Below are 23,795 nucleotides of genomic sequence, written 5' to 3' on the forward strand. Positions count from 1 at the left end.
GAAGAAATATCTGAAGCGAAAAAGAAAGTTCAATACGCCCTCTACCATGCCGGGGTTATTTTTAAAGATGAGCTCAGTCAAAACGACCTCGCAATAAAAATGTTTAAAGACCTGCTGAAAAAATACGATTACGGCGAATTCGTTTTACCCGCCAATTACCAATTGTATCTTATCTACAGTCCGGGTCAGGAATCCGAAACCTACAAATCGACCATCCTTACCGATTACCCGGAAAGTGAATATGCACGATTGATTAAAAACCCGAATTATAAACGTGAGGGCGAAGAAAAATTCAAACAGCAGGAAGAAAATTATTTATCCGTTTACGCCTTGTACAAACAAAAACGATTTGATGAATCGTTAAAAGCCTGCAATGAAATAATCGCTTCCGAACCCGACAATAAATTTATATCCCGTTACTATTTTCTCCGCGCATTAAACTATGGCGAAATGCAACAATTGGAGCAACTGGAGCAAGCCTTAAGTCAATGCGCCGAAAAATTCGGAAATGAAGAAACCGGAAAAGAAGCGCAGTCCATATTAGACTTCCTCCGAAATAAGAAATCAAAAGAAAATCCGATCGACGGATTTGTCTACGATGCAAATTCAGAACACTTTTTCATTATGGTGTTTACCAATTCTATGGGGTCCATCGTTGAAGGTAAAGCCGCCTTTTCCGATTTCAATACCAAATACTTTTCTACAAAAAACTATGCCGTAAGCAACAACTTTCTCAATACCGATAATCAGTTATTAATCATCAAAAGTTTTCCGGATAAAAACGCCGGGATGGACTATTACAGAGCTGTTGTTAACGAAAGCGAGCGTTTAAAAAATTATAAGGCGGCTTCCTACTTCCTTATTACTCCTAAAAACTACGCCGCCTTTTTCTTGAGTAAAGACATTGCTAAATACATGCAGTTTTTTCAGGATAATTATTTAAAATAATTACTTCTTCCCTATTCTGATTTTTCCTACTCCTCCGGTTACAAAGGCATTGTAATCAATACTGATTCGCCCTCCACCTGTTCTGAATTTTACCGGAATCCACAATTCATGTATCCCTTTGGCTTTCCAACCCGGTAATGCTTTTATAACAAGCATGAAATCGTCAACAAACGAACGTGCCAAATGATCGATCGTGTACCAGTAATAACGTTCTACCGCATCAATTAATTCCGGTTTTCCTTCTTCGTTCATCACAACGTGAAATAACAACATTTGAGATCCGGTCAGAAAACGGCGCAAAGCAGGTTTTACACTTAGCTCTTGTTCTATTTGAAAATACATGGTCCAGGCCCCTCCTTCATACACTTCCACCCCGGTATATTCTTCGGGTCTGAATACAAAGCCATTGTCGATTACATACAATTCTCCTCCCTTCTGAACATTAGGGTATGCCGACAAAAAACTCAGTGAAAGAAGTAATCCTAAAAAATGATTCATGCCTATGGTGCAAGATAGAAATTAGACAGCTTATCTGTCGGTTTTAATTCTTGTTCCGTTGACCCTTTTTTTTATATTTGTACAAAGGGGTATTATTATGTTCAAATCAAATTCTCCCGCCATGAGCAAAACTGCAGAGATCAATTCTCCCGATCGTTTAAATCGAATTGTTGAAGGAACTGAAATTGTTGGCGACATCAAATCAGACAGCAATATCCGTATCGACGGTCGTTTAAAAGGCACCATCCATACGAAAGGTCGACTTGTAATTGGAGCCAGTGGTTCCATAGAAGGTGAAATCGTTTGCGAAAACGCGGATATAGAAGGTAGCTTTGTAGGGAAAATCTCTGTCAATCAATTGCTCTCATTAAAAGCCACCGCCAAACTAAGCGGTGATATTCTCACCTCCAAACTTGCCATTGAACCAGGAGCCGTATTTTCCGGAACCTGTAGCATGGGAGGTTTAATCAAGGACCTTAAAAACAACGAGCTACAGGAGAAGAACAATGTCCTCGCCACGGAAAAGACCGCCTAACGTTAGCGACGTTAACTATGTAGCCACCACCTTTAAAATGGCAATAGCCATTGGTTTAGGCGTTTATGGCGGACTTTATTTAGACGGACTCATCGGCTGGAAATTTCCACTTCTTACAATTTTACTTTCTTTGTGCGGTGTTGCTATGGGTATATATATTCTCTTTCGCGACACCAATACCAAAAAATAAGCTATGCGATCATTTTTAGTCGGCACCCTCTTATTAGCCTTGGTGCAGGTATTAGCATCCTACTTTATTTTTAATCAAGCCATTGGTTTTCAACCCAATAGTGTTGTTTATTTTTTTCCCCTCTTTTTCATCGGAATCTTCGGACTTGTTCACTGGCAGCTGATTAAAGCGCTGGAAAAGGAGCCAAAACGCTTTGTAACCATTTTTATGGGGGCCACGGGGGCAAAAATGATGGTTGCTCTTTTTACCATCCTAATTATTTCCCTCGTTTTAAAAACCGATTACAAGCATGTAGCGGTGTGTTTTATCGCCGAATACCTGCTATTTATGGCCCTGGAGGTTGTTTTCGTCTTAAAAGAACTGAAGACCAATCCAACAAGCCCCAAGTAGTTATCAACCGTTTACCCAAAAAACCCTCATCTTTTTTCGTTTCGAATTGGTATTTCTCTACTTTTGCGCTCGATTTTGAAATGGTTTCGAAAAGCATGGTAAGAATGGCCCTAATCTCGTTTAAAAAATTATTCCCGCTTCTCGCGTTTATTTTTGCGTTCAATTTTTCTCATGCCAGTGGCGGTGAAGGTGAATTCAAAGCGGGAGAGATGATTATGCATCACATCTCTGATGCGCATGAAATTCACTTCTTTGGACACGTTGCAATTCCTCTCCCGGTTATTATTGTAGATGGCGGGGTAAAAGTGTTCATGTCCGGTTCATTTTACCACAACCCCAAAACCACCTTCGATCCAAAATCGCATTCTGAAGTAGAATACTACGAGCACGAAGGGTATGTGCTTTACCATGAAAAAATCTATAAGCTTTCCGGAGAAGAACTTAAACTCGATGCTGAAGGTCACCCGATGAACGCCGCTTCTGTTGTTGACTTATCCATCACCAAAAGTGTATTGGGTCTTTTCATCGTAATGTTCATTGTGATTTTCATCTTCAAAAGCATTGCTAAAAAATATAGTCAAAACGAAGGAAAAGCTCCAAATGGTTTACAAAACGCATTAGAGCCTTTCATTCTCTTTATCCGCGACGAGGTGGCCAAGCCTTCTATCGGACATCATTACGAGCGTTTCATGCCTTTTCTGTTAACGATTTTCTTCTTTATCTGGACCTCCAATATATTGGGACTTATTCCTTTCCTCGGTGGTTTCAATATTATGGGAACACTGAGCGTAACCATGGTTTTCGCACTCGGTGTTTTTGTAGTTACATCTATAAATGGAAATAGTCACTATTGGGGACACTTATTAAACCCTCCCGGAGTTCCTGGATTTGTAAAAATTATTTTAGTTCCTATCGAAATCGCGGGGATTTTTATCAAGCCGATTGTATTGATGATTCGTTTAACGGCGAACATTACTGCCGGACACATTATCATTTTGGCCTTTGTTAGCTTAATCTTCATTTTCGGTCAGTCAAGCGCTGCCACCGGTTATGGTGTTGGCGTTGGGGCTACAGCGTTTATGGTTTTCATGAACGTATTAGAACTCTTGGTTGCTTTTCTTCAGGCATATGTATTTACATTGTTAGCTGCGATCTATTTCGGATCTGCAGTTGAAGAAGCGCATCATTAATTAGTAATTGTTTAACCTAAATATCAAATCAAATGAGCTTATTAGCTATTCTTCTCGCTAGCCCAACTGCAGGTGTTGCTGCTATTGGCGCTGGTATCGCTGCTGTAGGTGCAGGTCTTGGAATCGGTAAAATCGGTGCTTCTGCACTTGAGTCTATCGCTCGTCAACCTGAAGCTACTGGAGACATCCGTGCTAACATGATCGTTGCTGCTGCACTTGTTGAAGGTGTTGCGCTTTTCGCAGTGATCGTGTGTCTGCTCGCAGTACTTTGATTCATTGAAAGGAAAACGTCCCAACGGTTGGTTGGGACCTTCCTATTTAAGGTTTTGTAAAACATTAAAAAATTAAAATATGTTATCAGTAAGCTACGGTACTATTTTCTGGACTTCAATCGCCTTTATTCTGGTATTGGTGATCATGAAAAAAGTGGCCTGGAAACCCATCCTGGAAACCCTTGCAAAACGCGAAAAGGACATTCAGGAAGCGATTGACTCTGCCCGTCTCGCACGTGAAGAAATGGCTCGTTTAAAAGTTTCAAATGAAGAAGCTCAAAAGAAAGCACGCGAAGAGCGTGATGCCATTCTAAAAGAAGCACGCGATACCCGTGAAGCTATTATTGCAGAAGCCAAAGCTAAAGCCAATCAGGAAGCAGAACGAGTGCTTGCTGCAGCACGCGAAACCATCAAAAATGAAAAAATGGCGGCTATTTCTGAATTGAAAAATCAGGTGGCAACATTGTCGATCGAAATCGCTGAGAAAGTACTTCGCAATCAGCTTTCTTCTGATGATAAGCAAAAAGCATTGGTAAACAACATGGTCGAAGAGATCAATCTGAATTGATATGAAAGGACAACGCGTTGCCTACCGATATGCAAAGTCGCTGCTGAATCTGGCAGTTGAGCAAAATATGCTCGAAGAAGCGTATACCGACATGAAGCGTATTGCCGCTACATGCAATGAGAGTCGCGACTTCGTTATTTTTCTCCGCAGCCCGGTAGTAAAAGCAGATAAAAAAATGGATGTGATCAATAAAGTTTTCGGTAACAGTTTGCACAAACTGAGCGCCGGATTCATTAACATTATCACCACCCATCGTCGCGAAAGTGTTTTGGCAGAAATCGCCAATAGCTTTGTAGATCAATACCGCGAACACAAAAAAATCGCCAAAGCAGAAGTAATCACCGCAGTAAAACTTGATGATGCACTAAAAGCAAAAATCATTGCAGCGGTACATAAAAGCGAAGGAAAAGAAGTTGAGATTTCAGAGAAAGTAGATCCTTCCATCATTGGTGGTTTAATTGTTCGTGTTGGAGATAAGCAATACGACGGATCAATTATCCGCAAATTAAAATCACTGAAAAAAGATTTTTCACAAAACGCATACGTATCACAACTTTAATAAAACAGACCAACAATGGCTGAAGTAAAACCTGCAGAAGTATCTGCAATCCTTAGAGAACAGTTGGCCGGATTCAAATCCGCCGCTGAATTAGAAGAAGTGGGAACCGTACTCCAAGTTGGAGATGGTATTGCCCGCATCTATGGTCTTTCCAACGTTCAATCTGGTGAGCTTATTGAGTTCGAATCCGGATTACGTGGAATTGTACTTAACCTGGAAGAAGACAATGTAGGTGCCGTATTATTGGGTACTTCTACAGATATTAAAGAAGGTGATACAGCCCGCAGAACCGGGCTCATCGCATCCATTAAGGTGGGCGAAGGAATGGTTGGACGTGTTGTAAACACCCTTGGTGATGCTATCGACGGTAAAGGCCCGATTAAAGGTGAGCTTTACGAAATGCCACTTGAGCGCAAAGCTCCCGGGGTAGTTTTCCGTCAGCCAGTAAATGAGCCGCTTCAAACCGGTATTAAGGCAATCGATGCTATGATTCCGATTGGACGTGGTCAGCGTGAGTTGGTAATTGGTGACCGTCAAACCGGTAAAACAACGGTATGTATCGATACCATCATCAACCAAAAAGAATTCTACGAAAAAGGTCAACCTGTATTCTGTATCTATGTTGCCATCGGTCAGAAAGGTTCAACCGTTGCCGGTATCGTAAAAAAATTAGAAGAAGCAGGAGCAATGGCATACACTGTAGTAGTAGTTGCTAATGCTTCCGACCCTGCTCCTATGCAGTTCTACGCTCCATTTGCAGGTGCTGCAATTGGTGAGTATTTCCGCGATACAGGTCGTCCGGCATTAATCGTTTATGATGACTTGTCGAAACAAGCTGTAGCGTACCGCGAGGTTTCTCTGCTTCTTCGTCGCCCTCCGGGACGTGAGGCGTATCCTGGGGATGTATTCTATCTCCACAGCCGTCTTCTTGAGCGTGCTGCAAAAGTTATCGCAAACGATGCCATTGCTGCTCAGATGAATGATCTTCCACCATCTTTGAAACCAATTGTTAAAGGAGGCGGATCATTAACAGCACTTCCAATTATTGAAACCCAAGCGGGTGACGTATCTGCATATATTCCAACCAACGTAATTTCAATTACAGACGGACAGATCTTCCTTGAGTCGAACCTCTTCAACTCGGGTGTTCGTCCGGCGATTAACGTAGGTATCTCTGTAAGCCGTGTTGGTGGATCTGCACAAATCAAATCCATGAAAAAAGTTGCCGGTACATTAAAACTTGACCAGGCACAATACCGTGAGCTCGAAGCGTTCGCAAAATTCGGATCTGACCTTGATGCTGCAACCAAAGCCGTTCTTGAAAAAGGTAAACGCAACGTGGAAATCCTGAAACAACGTGAAGGTTCTCCATTAAGCGTAGAAAAACAAGTAGCTATTATCTACCTCGGTACAAAAGGGATGATGTCCAATGTTCCGGTTAATAAAGTGAAAGCCTTCGAAGAAGAATTCCTTGCGTTCCTCGACAGCAAACACCGCAATGTGCTGGATGATTTACGTGCCGGTAAATTTACAGACGAGATTACAGCCGTTCTGGAAACCGTTTGTAAAGATCTTTCTGCAAAATACGCTCACTAATTTTAAGTCCAACCAATGGCTAATCTCAAGGAAATACGCGGACGAATTACTTCGGTAAACTCTACCAAGCAAATTACGTCTGCCATGAAGATGGTTTCTGCTGCAAAATTAAAACGTGCACAGGATGCCATCCTTCAGATGCGCCCTTATGCTGAAAAGCTTCAGGAAATCCTGGGTAATCTTTCGGCTAGTCTCGATGTTAGTGAAGGCGTTTATTCCGCACCGCGTGAAGTAAAAAACGTTTTAATCGTAGCGATTACTTCGAACCGCGGTCTTTGCGGCGCATTTAACAACAACGTGATTAAAAGGACCAATGCATTATTGCAGGAATACAAAGGCAACAGCAATGTATCTGTTTTATGTATTGGTAAAAAGGCTTCTGAATTTTATAAAAACACCGAGTACAACATTAAGGCTTCCGATTTCCCGAAACATCTTAATGAGGTATATGATAATTTGAATTTTAATACCGTTGCTAAAATTGCAGATAATGTAATGCGTCATTATGTTGACCGCAGCATTGATAAAGTGATTTTGGTATACAATAAATTCAAAAATGCAGCGGTGCAGGAACTGATGGCAGAACAATTTTTGCCTGTGATTCCAACCCAAAGCGGAGAAGAAAAAACCTCTTCAGTTGAATACATCTTTGAACCTTCTAAAAAGGAAATTGTAGAGGATCTTATTCCAAAATCTCTCAAAATTCAGTTCTATAAAGCGGTATTAGATTCTTTCGCCTCAGAACACGGTGCGCGTATGACGGCCATGCACAAAGCAACCGACAATGCAACCGAATTAGTTAAAGAACTACGTATTACCTATAACAAAGCTCGTCAGGCTGCCATTACCAACGAAATTCTCGAAATCGTTGCCGGTGCCGAAGCGCTGAACGGATAATACTCACCAAATCATTTACTAAAAAAGCCACCTGAAACATCGGGTGGCTTTTTTTATTTGAAACGCATTTAAACACGTTGCACCTACATCGATTTAGGTTGGTTTATTTAATTCGATCACTCAACCACTAGTCTTCTTAACCCAGCGGCAGTAGAAACAAGGTAAATACCCGGTGAGACAGAATTAAGATTGATCGAAATCGTTTTCCCTGAAACAGTCTCTGTATATACTACCCGTCCAGTTAAATCGATAAGCTCAATCGAGGAGTTAGTTAGTGCTTCTTCGAATTCCAAACGCACCATATCTGCAGCGGGATTTGGACTCATAACAAAATTGGCCTTTTCAGACAGGTCGATCAAGCCCATATTGGAGGGACAAATCTTTTTGATAGATCCGTTCGCTGTATATCCACCTTTGATTACGTAGATACATCCTTCTAAACCTTGAGCGATATCGGTCATACCATTTATGCTTGTTGGCAGCGTTACAGTAACACGATTGGTCACCTGATCAAGACCGGGACCCGATAAAGTCATATCATAAAGTTTAGATGTGTTGTTATAAGTAACTACTAACAAATGACCCTGAAACTCCGGCATAAGAGGATGATCATAAACCATTATTCCCGTAACGGAAGGCACTGGGGCCGACCAGTCGTCGATTGGGTCCGTATAATTTGAATTGTTGCAAAGATTTGTGGTAGAATTTTGAAGGTAATATCCCTCGCAGGTTGGCCAGCCGTAATTGTCGCCTTCATGAATTACATTTACTTCATCCCAGGTATTTAATCCATTTTCCGATGCATATAAGGAATCATTGATGGGGGAAAAACAAAAATCGAAAGAGTTTCGGTGACCATATGTCCAAATCCGGTCATCGTTTCCGCTAAGCGGATTTCCATCGTCGTAAAAAGGGTTGTCGGTTGGAATGCTTCCGTCTTTGTTAATGCGTAAATACTTCCCGCATGGATTCGTTAACAACTGCGCATTTGCCTGAGTAGCTCTATCACCAATGGTGATGAATAAATGCTGATTGTCTCCCGGTTTAAAATGAATATTTCCACCGGTGTGATTTCCTGCAGAAAATGGATCGTTATAACTAAAAATGATGGTTGGGTTGGTACCAACGTGATTCACTTCAGTAAATCGTACTACGCGGATTTGAGCAGGACTTGCATGATTGTAAAAAACATAAACGAAATTATTCGTTGCAAAATCCGGGTCAACAGCAACACCCAAAACACCACGTTCAAAATAGGTTTCTACGGAATCCGTAAAGTCCCAAAGCACGCCTAACAATGCGCCGGTATTATCGAATTTCTTGATTTGCGCGTCAATATTCGTTGCAAAGCCGTCTCCCCCCTTTTGGGCAACATAATAATTGCCATCTGAAGTAATTTCGAATGTAACCGGGTATTTTAAGCCTGTAATCACATCGCTAACGGTGTATTGAGCCAATGAAATAGCGGAAAAAAAGACACTAAAAATGAAAGAAAATAATCCTCTGGTCATGGGTTTAATTTTTGTCTAAACTAGCTAAAAAGCATGTTTCTACCCAATAAAAAAGCGGAAAATACTGGAATCTTAACGAAAAATTTCTTCCACCACAGCCAGCGATTTCAATTGACCAAAATCAGGGATGTGGATCCTTAGATACTCTACAAGGGCATGAAGTAAAAATTTCCGATTGGCCGGATTAATTTTGTGGGAAGCGCTCTCATCAAATAAATCATCAAATTCCTTGGCTATTTCACCTTCCAAAAACAAATTGTGTAAAGGACGATTGGGGACAAAAGAGCCCGCCTGTAAATCGAAATAAATATCACCCGTGTGATAACTTCCATTGGGAAAAAACCCTAAATAAGCCGATAAGTGGGCGATAAAATGTAAATGAGAATCGGGGTCGAAATCTGCCAAATCGAAGTGCTGCAACCACTCCCTGAAAAACAAATAAAGATCCGGCTGTGGTGGTGCATGCTTTAAGCATTTCAATAAAATTTCATTGAGAAACATCACCACGGTGTTACGCAAAACATCGCGCCCAATATTGTGGTATGAAATGTTCAACCGGATTTCCCGGCATGTATGCATTTCCTGTTTTACTTCTTTCCAGGAAACCAATTCCAGTAATGCCAATGGCTCAAATAATCCGGAACGCCGGTGTTTCTTACTGAGACGATGATAATAACTCTGTAAACCCTCGTTGAGTGTAAAGACTTTTAGAATGACACCATTATCGGAATGCTGTATCGTTTGTAGTAGCAACCCCTCGTCCTTATAGAGCATGTCACAAATATACCTTCTCCCACTGAAAGAAGAAATAAGCTAAGAAAAAACTAACACAACTAGTTGATAAACAATATTTTAGCCACTGCTTTGCCGGAACCCTCCGGACCACGTGTTAAGACGGTGTAAACGCCAGAGGCTACGCGTTCACCTTTGAGATTTTTACCATCCCAAATGGCTTGACCTCCTTCACTCTTGGTTACAAAAACGACATTCCCGGCGATATCGGTAATTTTTACATCCGTGTCTCTATCCAAGCCCTTAATGGCAATGATGCCCGTATAATCCGGTCGAACGGGGTTTGGAAAAGCATATACCGAATCGAAAGGAACTTTTTCCATAGTCGCCGTACCGCGATAGGAAACGATGCCTTGCGATGTGGCAAAATAAACTTCGCCGTTGCTATGGTCAATTTCAATATCGTTGACCTGGTTCGATAAAAGGGGACTATTATCCTTAGTAAAATGCTGAAGCTGTTCTGTACCATCGGCCGACATCAGATAAACGCCTGAACCATCGGTGCCAATCCATTTTCGGTTTGCACCATCTACAGCAATGGCAGTAATTACTTCAGTTTCGAGCAGAATTTGAATATTTCCGTCTTGTTCAATTAAAATTTGCTGGGCATCAAAGTTTCCTCCGTTGAAGTAAGCATCCTGAGAATAAACTACGGCAATACCAGCTCCGGTACCAATCCAGATTTCATCGTCGAGATCTTCGGCTACGCAATACACATCGGTACTAGGTAAATTTCCAGAACCACTTCCGGAACTATACATGAAGTACTGATCATCCGAGCCGTTATTGATCGTGCCTTTATCGTCCCACAATAGAAGTCCGCCGGTTTGTGTCGTTGTGGGTATAGCCACCCACTTGTAGGTAAAATTTTTGCTGCAAACAATTTTTCGAAATACACGGTTATCTGCCACAGCTCCGAGGTCGTAAGAAACAAAAGATCCGTCGGCCTTTCTACAAGCAAAGGGTTTGTTCACATTGGCAATACCCATCCAAAGATTTCCATCCTCATCAAATGTTAATGCCGTAATACCACAGTAACCCGGGCGAGCCGACCATTGAGGTAAAATGGAGTTTTTCTCATCGTAACAATTCAGCACCTCCCCATTTCGCATCTCGACCAATCCGAAGAAGGACATCGATCCGCCGAACACGTGGCCGGGATCATTGGGGTCGATAGCAACCGCCATAAAATCGAAAAGAGAATCCTGGCCAAGATAATTATCGGGATCAGAAAAGGTTTTGCGGGTTTGCCAAATCCCGTTTGTACGGCCCGAAATAAAATCATTGTTGTAGGAGTTTAACCATGCGGCACCATAAACCACTCCAGGTGCTACCCAAACGTTTCCATCGCTAATCGCTAAATCCTGCGAAGAAGCAGATCGGGGTCCATCCGGACAAATCGGAGAATTTTCCCAGGTGTTAAGTGCCTTCACCAAACCTTCATTTCTATCGGCAATCCAGTAGTGGTTCCCGCCAAAAACCGTTTGCAAAGGTTGTGGTCCACCCTGCACATAATCGAAAATGTTCATCACCTGGGTAAAGGAAGCGTCATAAGATTCGATGGAGAAGTTAAACGAAAAGATCAATTGAGCAGAGGAGACATCCATCGACCGCACCCCTTTTCCGGCGATTGCGGGGACATTCACCCAACCAGCTCCTGCATTCCGATAAACAGAATCGTGATCAAATTGACTGCTCTGCCACACAGCCACTACCTCGTTGTTGAAGGTGGCAATCTCTGAAATCACAGAATCACGTACCCCAACTGGAAGCGTGTTGTCCTTTGTCCAGGAAGTATAATCCGTTAAAAAAGGATTTTGCAAATAGGCTTTGTATACACCCTTTTCGGTAGCCGCAAAAAGAGAATCGGAACGGATGGTCAACGCGTTTACCTTAACGGATGTTCCGGATGGAGCAAGGTAATAGGTCTCCTTTACCTCCTTTCGGTTGAGGTCAAGAACCACGATTCCAAAACCGGTGGACAAATAGGCATATCCCGATGAAGGGTAAATATGATAAATGGTTTTATCGCCAATGATGCTGCTACGTTTGATATCGGATAAGTTCGTGGTGGACAAAGCAGAGGGGTCAATCAAATCCACATTACCATTCGAATATCCTACAACCAATGTATTTGTGCCAGCATCGAATGCAAGGGAACTGATACCAATATCCGAAAGCAGATTTACCTTACTTAAGCGGCTCACAGAATTATCATCCTGGTCAAAACAAAACAAAGCATTACCCCCGCTGCAAAACACCCTGGACCCTGTATACGCCACAGCGCTACCACTGGCATAGGGCAGGTGATCCCTCCATTGTCCGATTGAAGGGGTTTGAGCAGAGGCTAAAAAAGGAAGCCAAAGCAGAGAAAAAAGCACAAAACGAATCATGAAAATCTCTTTTTCAGAGAACGAAAATAGTAGGCCTTTGGTATTTATACCAATGAAAATAGGGCAATGTGGACAAGTATTAATAAGTCAGAAATCCACAAAACACACTCGATTATGAACAAAAAATCCCGCATTACGCGGGATCTTTTAAGCTTGTTTTTTGAAGATATAAATCTGACTCGACCAGGCATCCGGAACACGCCGGGCATTTCTGTTCGACTTCCATCCCTGCCAAAATCCCTTTAACACACCACCGCCTTTTATCTTTTCACTAAGCATCGAAACATAATAAGCATCATACTTCATAGGCAAGGTTTCAATGCACCGAAAGCCATGCTTCTCAAAAAGGCGACGTAAAACAGATGGACTAAAGTGATAGAGGTGACGAGGAACATCATATGCCGCCCAGTGCTCCTTGTAATGCGCGGCATCAGCAGATGCAGGGTTGGGAACAGCGATTAATAAGGCACCATCATCTGCCAACAAAGACTTCAGTTTTTCAATATCTGAATTCAACTCGGGCAGATGTTCTAATACATGCCAGAGCGTAATCATGTCAAATCCTTTTTCTAGCCCTTGCAATTCATCCCTGCTCAAGGCCTGAATTCCGTTAAGCTCCTTTGCTAATTTACGGGCATCTGGATCCGGCTCAAGACCCAAAACATCGAACCCACCAGCTCTTGCTGCGGCCAAAAAATGTCCGGTTCCACATCCAAAATCCAATAATTTTTTACCCTTTGAAACACGAGAAATCAATGATACCTTTTGTTTCAGTGTCCTTTTTCGAACCTTTTGATACAAGAAATTGATGAGTCCCTTTTTTGAAGAAGTGTGCGAAACATATGATTCAGCCTTGTAGTAATTCCCCAACACATTCAGCTCCGGGATAGGATTAGTGAAGAGAAAGCCACAGGTCGTACAGCTTACAATAGGGAATGATTCCCCGCTTACGGTATGATCCTTACAAGTTAAAAAAAGGGAAAAGTCATGCCCATCGCATACAGGGCAGCGAGAAATGTTTAGCATCAGTTGTGTTTCACGTGGAACAAATCGGGACTATTAACGCCCCAAATATATCATCAAAATGGATATGTCGGCCGGAGAAATTCCGCTAATTCGGGATGCTTGTCCTAATGTCTTTGGACGAATCTTAATCAGTTTCTCTTTAGCCTCTGAAGAAAGAGATCCTAATTTAGAGAAGTCAAGATCCTCATGCAAAAGGATATCTTCCAGCTTAAGCATCTTATTGGCCAGCTCTTCTTCTTTCTCGATATAACCCTCGTACTTGATTTGAATCTCGGCTTGCTCTACACACAGCTTGCGTTGATCTGATGGGATCGTATTTAAAAAGTCCTGTAGAGAAGGGGAGGCGTTTTCAATATCGGAGAATTGGATTTGGGGACGACTAAGCACGCTCTGCATCTTTACCTTTTGACGGAGTTCGTCCGTCTCCAACTCCTTAAGTCGGGGATTAATTTCCTCCGGAGCTATACTTTCTTTTTTAATAAAGCGGACGATATCTGCTGTATGTTTTTGCTTCTTTTCCACTTCACGCATCCTGTCTTCTTTAGCCAGGCCCATCTCAAAAGCTCTTGGGGTTAACCTCAAATCGGCATTGTCTTGCCTTAACAAGATCCTGAATTCCGCCCTGGAGGTAAACATTCGGTAGGGCTCTTCTGTACCCTTTGTAATTAAATCATCTATTAAAACGCCGATGTATGCTTCGGAGCGTTGAAGTATAAATGGATCTTTATCGTTGATTTTTAAATGCGCATTTATTCCCGCCATCAATCCCTGGCAAGCCGCTTCTTCATAGCCGGTAGTACCATTGATTTGTCCGGCAAAATATAAATGCTCAACCAGCTTTGTTTCTAAGGTGTGCTTTAATTGGGTAGGAGGGAAGTAATCGTATTCAATGGCGTAACCCGGGCGAAACATCTTGGCATTTTCGAATCCAGGGATTCTTTTTAAAGCAGCATACTGAACATCCTCCGGCAAAGAAGTAGAGAATCCGTTGACATAAATCTCTACTGTATTCCAACCTTCAGGTTCAACGAAAATTTGGTGACGCTCCCTTTGGGCAAAACGATTTACTTTATCTTCTATTGAAGGGCAATACCTGGGACCCGTACTCTGAATGGCGCCATTAAACATTGGCGAGCGATCAAATCCGGAACGCAGGATATCATGTACAATGTCGTTGGTATAGGACATATAACAAGAAAGCTGTCGTTCTAATGGACGCGTGCTATTGCTATAACTGAACTTACCCGGATTGAAATCGCCGGGTTGTTCTTCCATTTTAGAATAATCAAGCGTGCGACCATCGATTCGGGGAGGTGTACCTGTTTTCATTCGGCCAGCCTCAAAGCCCAATTGAACCAAATCCTCAGTAATTCCAAAAGCGGCCTTTTCACCCATTCGTCCACCACCAAATTGCTTTTCACCTACGTGAATTAATCCATTCAAAAATGTACCATTGGTTAAAACCACCGCTCTGGAACGAACCTCCATTCCCATGCCGGTTTTTATGCCGACCACCTTATTCCCTTCCACAATCAGACCAGATACCATGTCCTGCCAAAAATCAACATTAGGGGTTTGCTCAAGTAATTGTCGCCAGGTTTCGGAAAACAACTGACGATCGTTTTGAGATCTTGGACTCCACATGGCCGGCCCCTTAGAAAGGTTTAGCATTTTGAACTGGATGGCGGAACGGTCGGAAACAATTCCCGAGTAGCCCCCCAGGGCGTCCACTTCCCGAACAATTTGCCCTTTTGCAATTCCACCCATGGCAGGATTGCAGGACATTTGTCCAATAGTTTGCATGTTCATTGTAACCAGCAGGACCCTGGATCCTAAATTGGCAGCAGCGGCAGCAGCTTCACAACCGGCATGACCGGCACCAACTACTATAATGTCGTATTGAGGTAATATTTGCATGATGTTCCACGTGAAACATTAAAGGACCAACTTCCGGAGATAGGTGTTCTCTTTTTTGGTCATTAATTCTTTATCTGTCTTCCTTTTATCTTTATATCCGCATAAATGAAGAACACCGTGTATCATCACCCGGTGCAATTCTTTTTCTGTACTTACTTTGAATGTTCTAGCATTTTCAATTACCCGATCTAAACTAATCATTAAATCTCCGCTAACTTTCTGATTATCAGTGTATTGAAAAGTAATGATGTCAGTATAATAATCGTGTTGAAGAAATTGGCGGTTTACTTCTAATAGTTGATCATCGCTACAAAGGACAATAGTAATTGTTCCGCACATCAACTTTTCTGTTTCGATGGCGGATTTAATCCAAGAGCTAAGCTCCCTTTTGTGTTTTAAGCGATAGCCGGAATAATTGGACTGAAATGAAATTTTACCTGCCACGGGTATTAATTGGCAGAAGCCTTAAATTTTAGTTCAACGCGTTTACCCTGATTGGTAAAGGTAACTTCATCGGCGAGGTTCTTCATTAGAAAAACACCTCTGCCATTTGGCTTTTCAAGATTGGCCGGATCGGTGGGATCGGGGAGGTGTTGGAAATCGAATCCGTCTCCTTCATCTTCTACAACGAAACTCAAACCGGTTTCTTTATTCTCGAAAGTGAGCGTGATGTTCTTTGAAGGATCTTGTTTATTACCGTGCAAAATAGCGTTGTTTACTGCCTCGGTAAGGGCAATAAGAATATTGCCATAATGATCTTCGTTAACCTTGAATTCCTCACAAACCTTGTCGATCATTTTTTCTACCAACGAAAGATTTTCGATTCTTGAAGGAAAATTAATCTCTTTCACCGGTCTAGCGTAAGCCTGCTCCATACTTTACTTTTCAATTACATTGAAATATTCATTCACGCGGTTCTTATAATATGGTGTAAGGTCGGCAGGAATAGTCCGCAACAATTCCACCTCTTTTTCTTTTTGCCTTTTATACTGCAAAAATTGAAAAGAGTTACTCAAATCTTCATTTTTCGCTTCATTTGATTGTCTTTTTTCATCCCAATCCCTTTCCCGAAGCGCTTTTTCCGATTCCAGCAGGCGTGTAACTATGTCTTGTTGACGAAGCAGTGTTTCGCGGTTGATGTTCATATTGACGATATCCTCTTCGTTCTTCTCCATTTGTTCGGCAATCTTTTTTAATTGATTTCCTTTACCGGAACCATCCTTATTTAATTCCGTTCCCAGCTCCTGCAGTTTCCTTCTCAAGGCTTCTTGCTGCGCAGCCATCTCGGCCAACTCTTTGCTTAATTGTCCATTTTGACCCGGCATTCCCATTCCCGGTTTTTGACCCGGTTTTTTACCGTTTTGTTGCTGACCCTGCTGCTCTAGTTGTTTCTTTAATTGCTCGAGCGTTTTGGCGAGGTCTTCCTGCATCTTTTTAATGGACTGCACCGATTGTTCCGGGCTCTGTCCTTGTCCCTGCGGTTTGCCATCTCCGGGTTTAGGTTTTCCTTTACCGGGTTTATTACACGAACCATTCCCCGCTGCAGAACTATTCATTTGTTGTTGCATTTGTTGCAAGGCATTATCCAGCATCAGAGCAAGGTTATTGAGGGAGGTCATTACATATTGCTGATTGGAATTAGCCTGGGGTGTTTTACGTTCACCAATATTCGAAATCGCTTCTTCCATGTTTTTATTGATGGTAACCATTTCCTGGTTGACAATACTCTGTATAGAAACCTGGCGTTTACTCAATGCAAACAAAGAATCTTCAATCACTTTGGCATCGTCCTGCAACTTGCGTTGTTGTTGTCCGAGTTTAATGTATTTTGGATCCTTAGCACTGGTTTTGGCCATCTCTTTCATCAATGCTTCCTGATCGAAAGAAAGTGTAATCAAATTCTCCAACAATGCACGGATGGCATCCATGTCTTCAGCGTTTTGTTGCGCTTGCATACCCTGCAACATGGATTCCATTTGTTGCTGAAGTTTTTTCATTTCCTGCGAAGCGTTTTTCTGCGATTCAGACGCTTTTTTATTCTTGTTCTGATCTAGTTCTTCAGAACTCTTTTGCATTTCTTCACTAATTTTTTCCTGACTCTCTTCTGTATTTTCAAGGTTCTTTTTGTTCTCTAATTCTTCATTTAATTTGTTCAACTCCTCGAGGTCCTTTTTAATATTTTCAAACTCTTTATTTAATTCTTCCTGCCGCTTTTCAAGATTTTCCTGTGATTCTTTTTTGTCCTTGGTATCCTCTGAAAGCTTCTCCTGTTTTTCGGCCAACTCATTTAGTTTTTCGCTGATGTTTTCCATCTTCTGTTCAAACTCCATTTGTTTAAACAATTCGAGTGAGCGATCTAGTTCCTTCTCTAGTTCTTTATTCGACATTTCCATTTCCTGCATTTGCTCCTGAACCTTATCCTTGTTCATGGCCTCCATCAGTTTTTGTAATTCGTCGTAAAGTTTTTTCATCTCATCGGTCATGATCTTATCGAACATTTCCTCGAGCTGTTTTTGTTTTTCCAATAAAGCCGGATCCATTTCGTTGAATTCGGTTTTTTGCTGGTTGTTGAGTTTGTTGTCCTGCTTAATCTGTTCAATTTGTTTCTGCAGGTTCATCTGACGCTCCATCAGGTTTTCCAACTTGCTTTTATCCTGCCAGCCCAATTGCTTTTTCTCCAACATCTCTTGCTTGAGCAATTGCATCTCTTTATCGATCTTTTTAGCCTCTTTTAAGGCACTTTCGAGGTCTGACTTAATTTCCTTATTGTTCTTATCGGTAGAGGCGCTGATTTCCTCCAGCGTAGGCGCTTTAAAAACCCTTGTTGCAGAACGAGTAAATTTTGGACCGTGAATTCCGTCGTTATCGTACACCACAAAATAATACTCAATCTGATCACCCGGTGAAATGCTCATGGTGGACATATCCCAATAATAGACAAAGCGATCACTGGTGTTTTGACGGGAAAAAGGAAGGTCAACCGTATGCAATTGTTTATCGGAAACCGAATCGGAACTTTCGATAAAACGATAGGCGAAACTTAATTTAGTAAACCCATAATCGTCGGAAATTTCTCCGGCAAAGAATTTACGTTTGAGCGAGGTACTATCCTGGTGTTCTTCTAATGAAATAGAAGGATACTGGTCTGCCACCACATTGAGGTAATAGTTTAACGAGTCGTTGGAACTTGTAAATTGATTTTTGGATCTCAGGCTATAGCTTCCGCTCTTTTTTAGGCGTGAATTAAACACGAATAAATCCTTTGACGATGGTTTTAAATTCAAAATGGTATCAGGTAATTGCACACGCAACTCGTCGGTATATTTTGTACGAACCAACCATTTTGCCACGGTGCCTTCGGGAACAGATAAATCACCCGAATTACTAATTGTTTTAGCACTTAATCCGGTGTACTTCGGAAATTCAAGCTGTACTTCGAATGAAATAAGACTAGGGTTAGGAAGTATTTTTACCTTGTATTCTTTAGAACTGAATCCATCGGCTGTAAAGTGAAAAGAAAAATCTTTGCTCACTTTTTTAAACGTGTATTCGAAATGCCGTTTATCTTTTTGTTGCATCAGGTAACTTTCGGTTCCTGTTACAATCCGAACCTCAGCAGGAATGCTCTCTCCTTTTAGTTCCAGTTGAACAATGTAATCGCTTTGCTCAATGGCTTCTGTTTTTTCATTGAGCAAAACAAATTCAAAAGGAGCCTGAACTTCGAAATCGGAATTATAATTCACCAGGCGATAAGTACCTTCCTTGAGTAGTCCGGGTGCGGCAATGAACAAGGTTAATACAACGAAAACCGGAGGCAATAAGAAGCGAAGGTATTTTCTATTCTTGCTGAGGTCAATTGCAGCGGTAAAGGGAACCGGTTTTAATTCCTTCACCCGCTGGGTGATGGAGGCCTGTACCAAATCTAATTGCTGACCGGAAATATCGGAATAGGCTCCCAATTGGAGCGTGTTTAATACTTTATCGTTTACATCGGGAAAATGATTCCCGATAATGAGCGATGCCTTTTCATAGGAGATAACCTTACCCAGGCGGTAAAGCCGGATTAAAGGATCTATCACCCAAAAAATGAAGCTCGTTAAAAAGACCCCGACAAATGCAAAAAACATCAGGGTGCGTACACCTGAACTAAAAAAAGCAAAATAATCGGAAATGATTGCTACCAGGTAAAAAGCCAGCACTGAAGAAACGCTGAGCAAAAGGCCCCGAATCAGAAGATTTTTATAATACTTCCGAATGAATTCGTCGAGCTTTTCAACTAATATGTTCAGGTTGTTATTCACGGCTAACAATAAACGGTTTTGTGTGGCTTTTGTTACGTAAAGATCGTTAAAAAGCGCGAAGCAACAATTTGTACACTTCAGAATGATCGCCGTTCATTTTTTAAGGGGTTTTAATCGCATTCTTCTATCTTTGCGGCCAAATTCCTTTCAAATGAACAATCGTCGTGTTAGAGTGCGCTTTGCACCCAGTCCAACGGGTCCCCTTCACATGGGTGGTGTAAGAACTGCTTTATATAATTACCTGTTTGCCAAAAAGCACGGGGGTGATTTCATTTTGAGAATTGAGGATACCGATCAAACCCGATTTGTTCCAGGTGCAGAGGAGTACATCATTGAATCGCTAAAATGGTGTGGAATTTTACCGGATGAGGGTGTTGGTTTCGGTGATGGTCCACACCGTCCTTACCGCCAGAGCGAACGTAAAAATGCCGGAGTGTATGCACAGTATGCCGACCAGCTGATAAAAAGTGGTCACGCCTATTACGCTTTCGACACTTCGGAGGAACTCGAAGAAATGAGAAAACGTTTGGAAGCAGCTAAAGCGAAAAGCACTTCCTATAATGCCATTACGCGCCAGCACATGAAAAATTCGCTTACACTTCCGGAGGATGAAGTTGAGCGCAGAATTAATAGTGGCGATCCATATGTTATCCGAATTAAAATGCCACGCAATGAGGAGGTCCGCTTAAAAGACATCATTCGCGGCTGGGTTGTGGTAAACACAGCGGAACTTGATGATAAAGTTTTGTTTAAATCAGACGGCATGCCCACCTACCATTTAGCGAATGTGGTAGACGACTATTTAATGCAAACCTCACATGTGATTCGCGGTGAAGAATGGTTACCATCTGCCCCGCTCCATGTATTGTTATACCGCTATTTGGGCTGGGAAGAAGTGATGCCTGAATTTGCACATTTGCCGCTGTTGTTAAAACCTGACGGAAACGGAAAACTGAGCAAGCGCGATGGAGACCGTTTAGGTTTTCCTGTTTTTCCTTTAGAGTGGAAAGATCCTTCATCAGGAGAAATTTCATCGGGATACAGAGAGAAAGGATATTTTCCTGAAGCATTTATTAATATTCTGGTGCTTTTGGGATGGCACAGCAGCGGTAATCAGGAATTGTTTACTCTGGATGAACTCATTCAGGAATTTTCACTGGAGCGCGTAAGTAAAGCCGGGGCAAAATTCGATCCGGAGAAAGCAAAGTGGTTCAATCAGCAATACCTCAGAAAACACACGCCTGCTGAACTTGCGCAAGCATGGAAACCAGAACTTGAAAAAAGAGGGTTTGCTTTTGATTTAAGTTTTGTAAGCAGTGTATGCGGATTACTTCAGGAAAAAGCCAATTTCGTAAATGAGTTTTGGTCGCTCGGTAATTATTTCTTCGAAGAGCCTGCTTCTTACGATGCTGAGGTCGTAAAAAAACGCTGGAACGAAAAAAGCGCGCAGTTTATTCAACAGATTGGAGATGCCTATCAACATTGTGCCGACTTCAATAAAACAAGTGCTGAAGAGCTATTTAAATCCACAGCAGAAAACTGCGGACTAAAAACCGGTGAGGTGATGCAATTGTTCCGTGTTTGTTTAAGCGGACAAGCGGGTGGTCCGGCCTTGTTTGAAATGGCTGAATTACTCGGAAAAGACCGCTGTGTAATGCGACTCAAAAAAGCTGCTGAAACCATCAAGTAATTTTTTGATTTCGTTCACCCTTGCCGATTTTTCTCTATTTTAGAAAGATGATCCGCAAGTTGTGTATACTCTTCTTTGTGCTCGCAAGCAGTAAAGCATTTGCGGTATCTACCATTGACAGTCTTTTACAAATTACCAGTAGTACTCAACCTGATTCCATCAAGGTTGATGCCTATAATGATCTCATTTGGGAATATTACGGTTACAACAACGATTCTGCCTTGTATTATGGCAATCAGAGTATCCGTTTGGCAACAGCCATTGATTATAAAAAAGGTCTGGCCAATGCGCATCGTTATGTAGGAAATGTATACGAATTGATCTCCAACTACGCACGAGCATTACAACATCAGCAAATTAGTTTAGAGATTGCGGAATCGATCCATTTTAAACCTGCTATTGCAAGTTCGTTAAGTAATATTGGTTCAATCTACGAGCGAATTAATGATTATAAAAAGGCATTGAGTTACCTGGAGCGGAGTTTAAAATTATGCATTGAGCTCGACCAAAAAGAAGGTATTGCAGCGGTGTATGGAAATATCGGAAACATCTATTTTAACATTAAGGCCTTTACCAAATCGCTCGAGTGTTATAAGACGAGTTTAAAAATGAACGAGGAAATTGGTAATCTATACGGAATTGCCGTTTCGAAAAGTAATATTGGCAATATTTATATTGAGCAAAAAAAATACAGAGAAGGTATAGAACAACATTTGTCTTCGCTGGAGATCCGAACACAGATTAATCATCGTCAGGGAATGGCAAGTTCAATGGCAAGTCTGGGTATTTGTTATCAGGCGATTGGCGACATTCAAAAAGCGAAAGAATATTTTGCGCAATCGGCCTTAATCTCAGATGAAGTAGACGATGTGTTATCGGGAATGAAAGCAAATAAGGGATTGTATGAGATATCGAAAGAAAACAAGAACTATCCTGAAGCGCTTCGATATCATGAAGAATTTTTCCGCTTAAATGATTCTGTTTTTAATGCCAACCGTAACGAAGAAATTACCAATCTCCGCACCAAGTTTGCACTTGATCAACAACAAAAAGAGCTCGACACAAAAGCTGAAGCAGAAAAAATAAAACTTCAGGCGGAAGCAGATGCCGATCATCAGCGACAACAAATTATTATTTATGCGTCTGTTGCCATATTGGTAACACTGATTGTTTTTCTTCTCTTTTTATTCAATCGCTTTCAGGTTACGCGCCGTCAAAAATTAATCATCGAAGAGCAAAAGAAAACCGTTGAAGAAAGTAATAAACAAATTACCGATTCCATTAACTATGCACGGCGAATTCAAGAAGCCTTGCTGCCTTCTGAACATGATTTAAAGTCGCAATTCAACGATTCCTTTTTATTATTTAAACCCAAGGACATTGTTAGCGGAGATTTCTTTTGGATCAGCGATCAGGGCAATCACATCTTTTTTGCGCTTGCAGATTGTACTGGACATGGCGTACCGGGTGGATTCATGAGTATGCTTGGAACCAGTTTTTTGAACGAAATCATCAATGAAAAAAAGATGATGGATCCCGGTTCAATTTTAGATTTATTGCGTGAACGTGTCATTGCTGCTTTACGCCAACAAGGAAACATTGCCGAGAATAAAGACGGTATGGATATAGTTTTATGTCGCTATAACAAGAACAACAAACAACTTTGTTATGCTGCCGCTAACAATCATTTCTACGCCATAAAAAACAATGTTCTGTTGGAATGCAAAGGCGATAAAATGCCGATTGGTTACCATGGTTTGTCCATGCAGCCTTTTCAGGAACATTGCTTAGCGTTAAATGATGGCGACGCTGTGGTGTTGTTTTCTGACGGACTTGCGGATCAGTTCGGCGGACCAAACGGAAAAAAACTAAAACATAAATCCCTGGAACAATTAATCAGCGAAAAACACCATATTCCCATGGATCAAATGGGACGTTCAATCCTGGATCTTTTAAATAACTGGAAGGGGAACCTGGAACAAGTAGATGATGTTTGTGTTGCAGGAATAAGATTTTAAACATGGGAATTGTATCGATTAAAGGCCAAAGGGTTTACGCCTATCATGGTTGTTTGGAAGAAGAAGCTTTAGTGGGAACAGAATACCGTATTGATGTAGATATACATCTTGACTTCACAAAAGCATCCATCAGTGATGATTTGACAGAAACAGCCGATTATGTTGTAGTGGCCGCAATAGTTAAAGAAGAAATGGCTATCCGCAGTAAACTGATAGAGCAGGTTGCATATCGAATCATTGGTAGAATCCGGGGTGTATATCCAAAGGCGGATAAAGTGGTAATCTGTCTCCAAAAGATTAATCCTCCGGCGGGTGCCGACCTGGATTATGTTAGTGTTACGCTAGAGGGCTAGTACAATCGATTTTTTTGTATATTTGTCGACCCTAAATGGTCCTGTGGCCGAGCGGCTAGGCAGAGGTCTGCAAAACCTTGTACAGCGGTTCGAATCCGCTCGGGACCTCCAAGAAAGCCGGTGCAAGTGCATCGGCTTTTTTATTTTCTTC

General features: G+C 41.7%; 22 protein-coding genes and 1 tRNA gene. 14 read left to right on the forward strand and 9 right to left on the reverse strand.

The window, feature by feature from the left end; genetic code table 11:
* On the forward strand, positions 1–948 hold a 948-nt coding region (locus tag K1X56_06435; protein ID MBX7094342.1), incomplete at its 5' end, for a hypothetical protein.
* On the opposite strand, the gene K1X56_06440 is transcribed toward K1X56_06435, so the two are convergent.
* Complete coding sequence (locus tag K1X56_06440; protein ID MBX7094343.1) at positions 949–1,446, reverse strand: hypothetical protein; 498 nt, start codon at positions 1,444–1,446, stop codon at positions 949–951.
* 121 nt (positions 1,447–1,567) lie between these two features.
* Here K1X56_06440 and K1X56_06445 point away from each other — a divergent pair, with 121 nt between their 5' ends.
* The 9 genes from K1X56_06445 to atpG all read left to right on the forward strand — a co-directional run bounded on the left by K1X56_06445 (position 1,568) and on the right by atpG (position 7,643).
* Positions 1,568–1,981 (forward strand): polymer-forming cytoskeletal protein, encoded by a 414-nt coding sequence (locus tag K1X56_06445; protein ID MBX7094344.1) that lies wholly within the window; start codon positions 1,568–1,570, stop codon positions 1,979–1,981.
* 37 nt (positions 1,982–2,018) lie between these two features.
* Entirely contained in the window at positions 2,019–2,171 is a 153-nt protein-coding gene (locus tag K1X56_06450) for an AtpZ/AtpI family protein (GenBank protein ID MBX7094345.1), read from the forward strand.
* Positions 2,172–2,174: 3 nt separating this feature from the next.
* Complete coding sequence (locus K1X56_06455; protein MBX7094346.1) at positions 2,175–2,561, forward strand: hypothetical protein; 387 nt, start codon at positions 2,175–2,177, stop codon at positions 2,559–2,561.
* A gap of 104 nt (positions 2,562–2,665) precedes the next feature.
* Positions 2,666–3,751 (forward strand): F0F1 ATP synthase subunit A, encoded by a 1,086-nt coding sequence (gene atpB, locus K1X56_06460; GenBank protein MBX7094347.1) that lies wholly within the window; start codon positions 2,666–2,668, stop codon positions 3,749–3,751.
* Between the two features lie 32 nt (positions 3,752–3,783).
* The gene (gene atpE / locus K1X56_06465; protein ID MBX7094348.1) at positions 3,784–4,023 is read left to right on the forward strand and encodes an ATP synthase F0 subunit C; all 240 of its coding nucleotides are present in this window, start codon (positions 3,784–3,786) and stop codon (positions 4,021–4,023) included.
* 79 nt (positions 4,024–4,102) lie between these two features.
* Positions 4,103–4,591: a F0F1 ATP synthase subunit B gene (gene atpF, locus K1X56_06470; protein MBX7094349.1), complete on the forward strand. Its 489-nt coding sequence runs from the start codon at positions 4,103–4,105 to the stop codon at positions 4,589–4,591.
* 1 nt (position 4,592) lies between these two features.
* The gene (gene atpH / locus K1X56_06475; protein ID MBX7094350.1) at positions 4,593–5,150 is read left to right on the forward strand and encodes an ATP synthase F1 subunit delta; all 558 of its coding nucleotides are present in this window, start codon (positions 4,593–4,595) and stop codon (positions 5,148–5,150) included.
* 15 nt (positions 5,151–5,165) lie between these two features.
* The gene (gene atpA / locus K1X56_06480) at positions 5,166–6,746 is read left to right on the forward strand and encodes a F0F1 ATP synthase subunit alpha (protein MBX7094351.1); all 1,581 of its coding nucleotides are present in this window, start codon (positions 5,166–5,168) and stop codon (positions 6,744–6,746) included.
* Between the two features lie 15 nt (positions 6,747–6,761).
* Entirely contained in the window at positions 6,762–7,643 is an 882-nt protein-coding gene (gene atpG / locus K1X56_06485) for an ATP synthase F1 subunit gamma (GenBank protein MBX7094352.1), read from the forward strand.
* Between the two features lie 116 nt (positions 7,644–7,759).
* Here atpG and K1X56_06490 read toward each other — a convergent pair whose 3' ends face one another.
* The 8 genes from K1X56_06490 to K1X56_06525 all read right to left on the reverse strand — a co-directional run bounded on the left by K1X56_06490 (position 7,760) and on the right by K1X56_06525 (position 19,583).
* Positions 7,760–9,154: a PQQ-dependent sugar dehydrogenase gene (locus tag K1X56_06490; GenBank protein MBX7094353.1), complete on the reverse strand. Its 1,395-nt coding sequence runs from the start codon at positions 9,152–9,154 to the stop codon at positions 7,760–7,762.
* 72 nt (positions 9,155–9,226) lie between these two features.
* Positions 9,227–9,928 carry a recombination protein O N-terminal domain-containing protein gene (locus tag K1X56_06495; GenBank protein MBX7094354.1) on the reverse strand — a complete coding sequence of 234 codons (702 nt, stop codon included), beginning with the start codon at positions 9,926–9,928 and terminating at the stop codon, positions 9,227–9,229.
* Between the two features lie 59 nt (positions 9,929–9,987).
* Positions 9,988–12,339, reverse strand: coding sequence for a hypothetical protein (locus K1X56_06500; GenBank protein ID MBX7094355.1), 2,352 nt, complete (start codon positions 12,337–12,339; stop codon positions 9,988–9,990).
* 147 nt (positions 12,340–12,486) lie between these two features.
* Positions 12,487–13,140 (reverse strand): class I SAM-dependent methyltransferase, encoded by a 654-nt coding sequence (locus K1X56_06505; GenBank protein MBX7094356.1) that lies wholly within the window; start codon positions 13,138–13,140, stop codon positions 12,487–12,489.
* A 258-nt stretch (positions 13,141–13,398) separates the two neighbouring features.
* On the reverse strand, positions 13,399–15,282 hold the full coding sequence (mnmG, locus tag K1X56_06510; GenBank protein MBX7094357.1) for a tRNA uridine-5-carboxymethylaminomethyl(34) synthesis enzyme MnmG: 1,884 nt from the start codon (positions 15,280–15,282) through the stop codon (positions 13,399–13,401).
* A gap of 18 nt (positions 15,283–15,300) precedes the next feature.
* Positions 15,301–15,714: an rRNA maturation RNase YbeY gene (gene ybeY / locus K1X56_06515; protein ID MBX7094358.1), complete on the reverse strand. Its 414-nt coding sequence runs from the start codon at positions 15,712–15,714 to the stop codon at positions 15,301–15,303.
* 17 nt (positions 15,715–15,731) lie between these two features.
* Positions 15,732–16,157: an ATP-binding protein gene (locus K1X56_06520; GenBank protein ID MBX7094359.1), complete on the reverse strand. Its 426-nt coding sequence runs from the start codon at positions 16,155–16,157 to the stop codon at positions 15,732–15,734.
* Positions 16,158–16,160: 3 nt separating this feature from the next.
* Entirely contained in the window at positions 16,161–19,583 is a 3,423-nt protein-coding gene (locus K1X56_06525) for a hypothetical protein (protein ID MBX7094360.1), read from the reverse strand.
* 151 nt (positions 19,584–19,734) lie between these two features.
* Here K1X56_06525 and gltX point away from each other — a divergent pair, with 151 nt between their 5' ends.
* The 4 genes from gltX (at position 19,735) to K1X56_06545 (ending at position 23,755) form a co-directional block, all read left to right on the forward strand.
* Positions 19,735–21,273, forward strand: coding sequence for a glutamate--tRNA ligase (gltX, locus tag K1X56_06530; protein MBX7094361.1), 1,539 nt, complete (start codon positions 19,735–19,737; stop codon positions 21,271–21,273).
* Between the two features lie 47 nt (positions 21,274–21,320).
* On the forward strand, positions 21,321–23,291 hold the full coding sequence (locus K1X56_06535; GenBank protein MBX7094362.1) for a tetratricopeptide repeat protein: 1,971 nt from the start codon (positions 21,321–21,323) through the stop codon (positions 23,289–23,291).
* Between the two features lie 2 nt (positions 23,292–23,293).
* A complete protein-coding gene (gene folB / locus K1X56_06540) occupies positions 23,294–23,644 on the forward strand; it encodes a dihydroneopterin aldolase (protein MBX7094363.1) in 351 nt (116 codons plus the stop codon).
* 37 nt (positions 23,645–23,681) lie between these two features.
* A tRNA-Cys gene (locus K1X56_06545) sits at positions 23,682–23,755 on the forward strand.
* The last annotated feature ends 40 nt before the right edge of the window (positions 23,756–23,795 follow it).

It is taken from the genome of Flavobacteriales bacterium, assembly GCA_019694795.1.
GTDB lineage: Bacteria > Bacteroidota > Bacteroidia > Flavobacteriales_D > UBA2798 > UBA2798.

Excerpts from the sequence above, each read along its gene's own strand:
- K1X56_06440 (MBX7094343.1), bottom strand. The coding sequence starts at position 1,446 with ATGAATCATTTTTTAGGATTACTTCTTTCACTGAGTTTTTTGTCGGCA.
- K1X56_06445 (MBX7094344.1), top strand. The coding sequence starts at position 1,568 with ATGAGCAAAACTGCAGAGATCAATTCTCCCGATCGTTTAAATCGAATT.
- K1X56_06450 (MBX7094345.1), top strand. The coding sequence starts at position 2,019 with ATGGCAATAGCCATTGGTTTAGGCGTTTATGGCGGACTTTATTTAGAC.
- K1X56_06455 (MBX7094346.1), top strand. The coding sequence starts at position 2,175 with ATGCGATCATTTTTAGTCGGCACCCTCTTATTAGCCTTGGTGCAGGTA.
- atpB (MBX7094347.1), top strand. The coding sequence starts at position 2,666 with ATGGCCCTAATCTCGTTTAAAAAATTATTCCCGCTTCTCGCGTTTATT.
- atpE (MBX7094348.1), top strand. The coding sequence starts at position 3,784 with ATGAGCTTATTAGCTATTCTTCTCGCTAGCCCAACTGCAGGTGTTGCT.
- atpF (MBX7094349.1), top strand. The coding sequence starts at position 4,103 with ATGTTATCAGTAAGCTACGGTACTATTTTCTGGACTTCAATCGCCTTT.
- atpH (MBX7094350.1), top strand. The coding sequence starts at position 4,593 with ATGAAAGGACAACGCGTTGCCTACCGATATGCAAAGTCGCTGCTGAAT.
- atpA (MBX7094351.1), top strand. The coding sequence starts at position 5,166 with ATGGCTGAAGTAAAACCTGCAGAAGTATCTGCAATCCTTAGAGAACAG.
- atpG (MBX7094352.1), top strand. The coding sequence starts at position 6,762 with ATGGCTAATCTCAAGGAAATACGCGGACGAATTACTTCGGTAAACTCT.
- K1X56_06490 (MBX7094353.1), bottom strand. The coding sequence starts at position 9,154 with ATGACCAGAGGATTATTTTCTTTCATTTTTAGTGTCTTTTTTTCCGCT.
- K1X56_06495 (MBX7094354.1), bottom strand. The coding sequence starts at position 9,928 with ATGCTCTATAAGGACGAGGGGTTGCTACTACAAACGATACAGCATTCC.
- K1X56_06500 (MBX7094355.1), bottom strand. The coding sequence starts at position 12,339 with ATGATTCGTTTTGTGCTTTTTTCTCTGCTTTGGCTTCCTTTTTTAGCC.
- mnmG (MBX7094357.1), bottom strand. The coding sequence starts at position 15,282 with ATGCAAATATTACCTCAATACGACATTATAGTAGTTGGTGCCGGTCAT.
- K1X56_06520 (MBX7094359.1), bottom strand. The coding sequence starts at position 16,157 with ATGGAGCAGGCTTACGCTAGACCGGTGAAAGAGATTAATTTTCCTTCA.
- gltX (MBX7094361.1), top strand. The coding sequence starts at position 19,735 with ATGAACAATCGTCGTGTTAGAGTGCGCTTTGCACCCAGTCCAACGGGT.
- K1X56_06535 (MBX7094362.1), top strand. The coding sequence starts at position 21,321 with ATGATCCGCAAGTTGTGTATACTCTTCTTTGTGCTCGCAAGCAGTAAA.
- folB (MBX7094363.1), top strand. The coding sequence starts at position 23,294 with ATGGGAATTGTATCGATTAAAGGCCAAAGGGTTTACGCCTATCATGGT.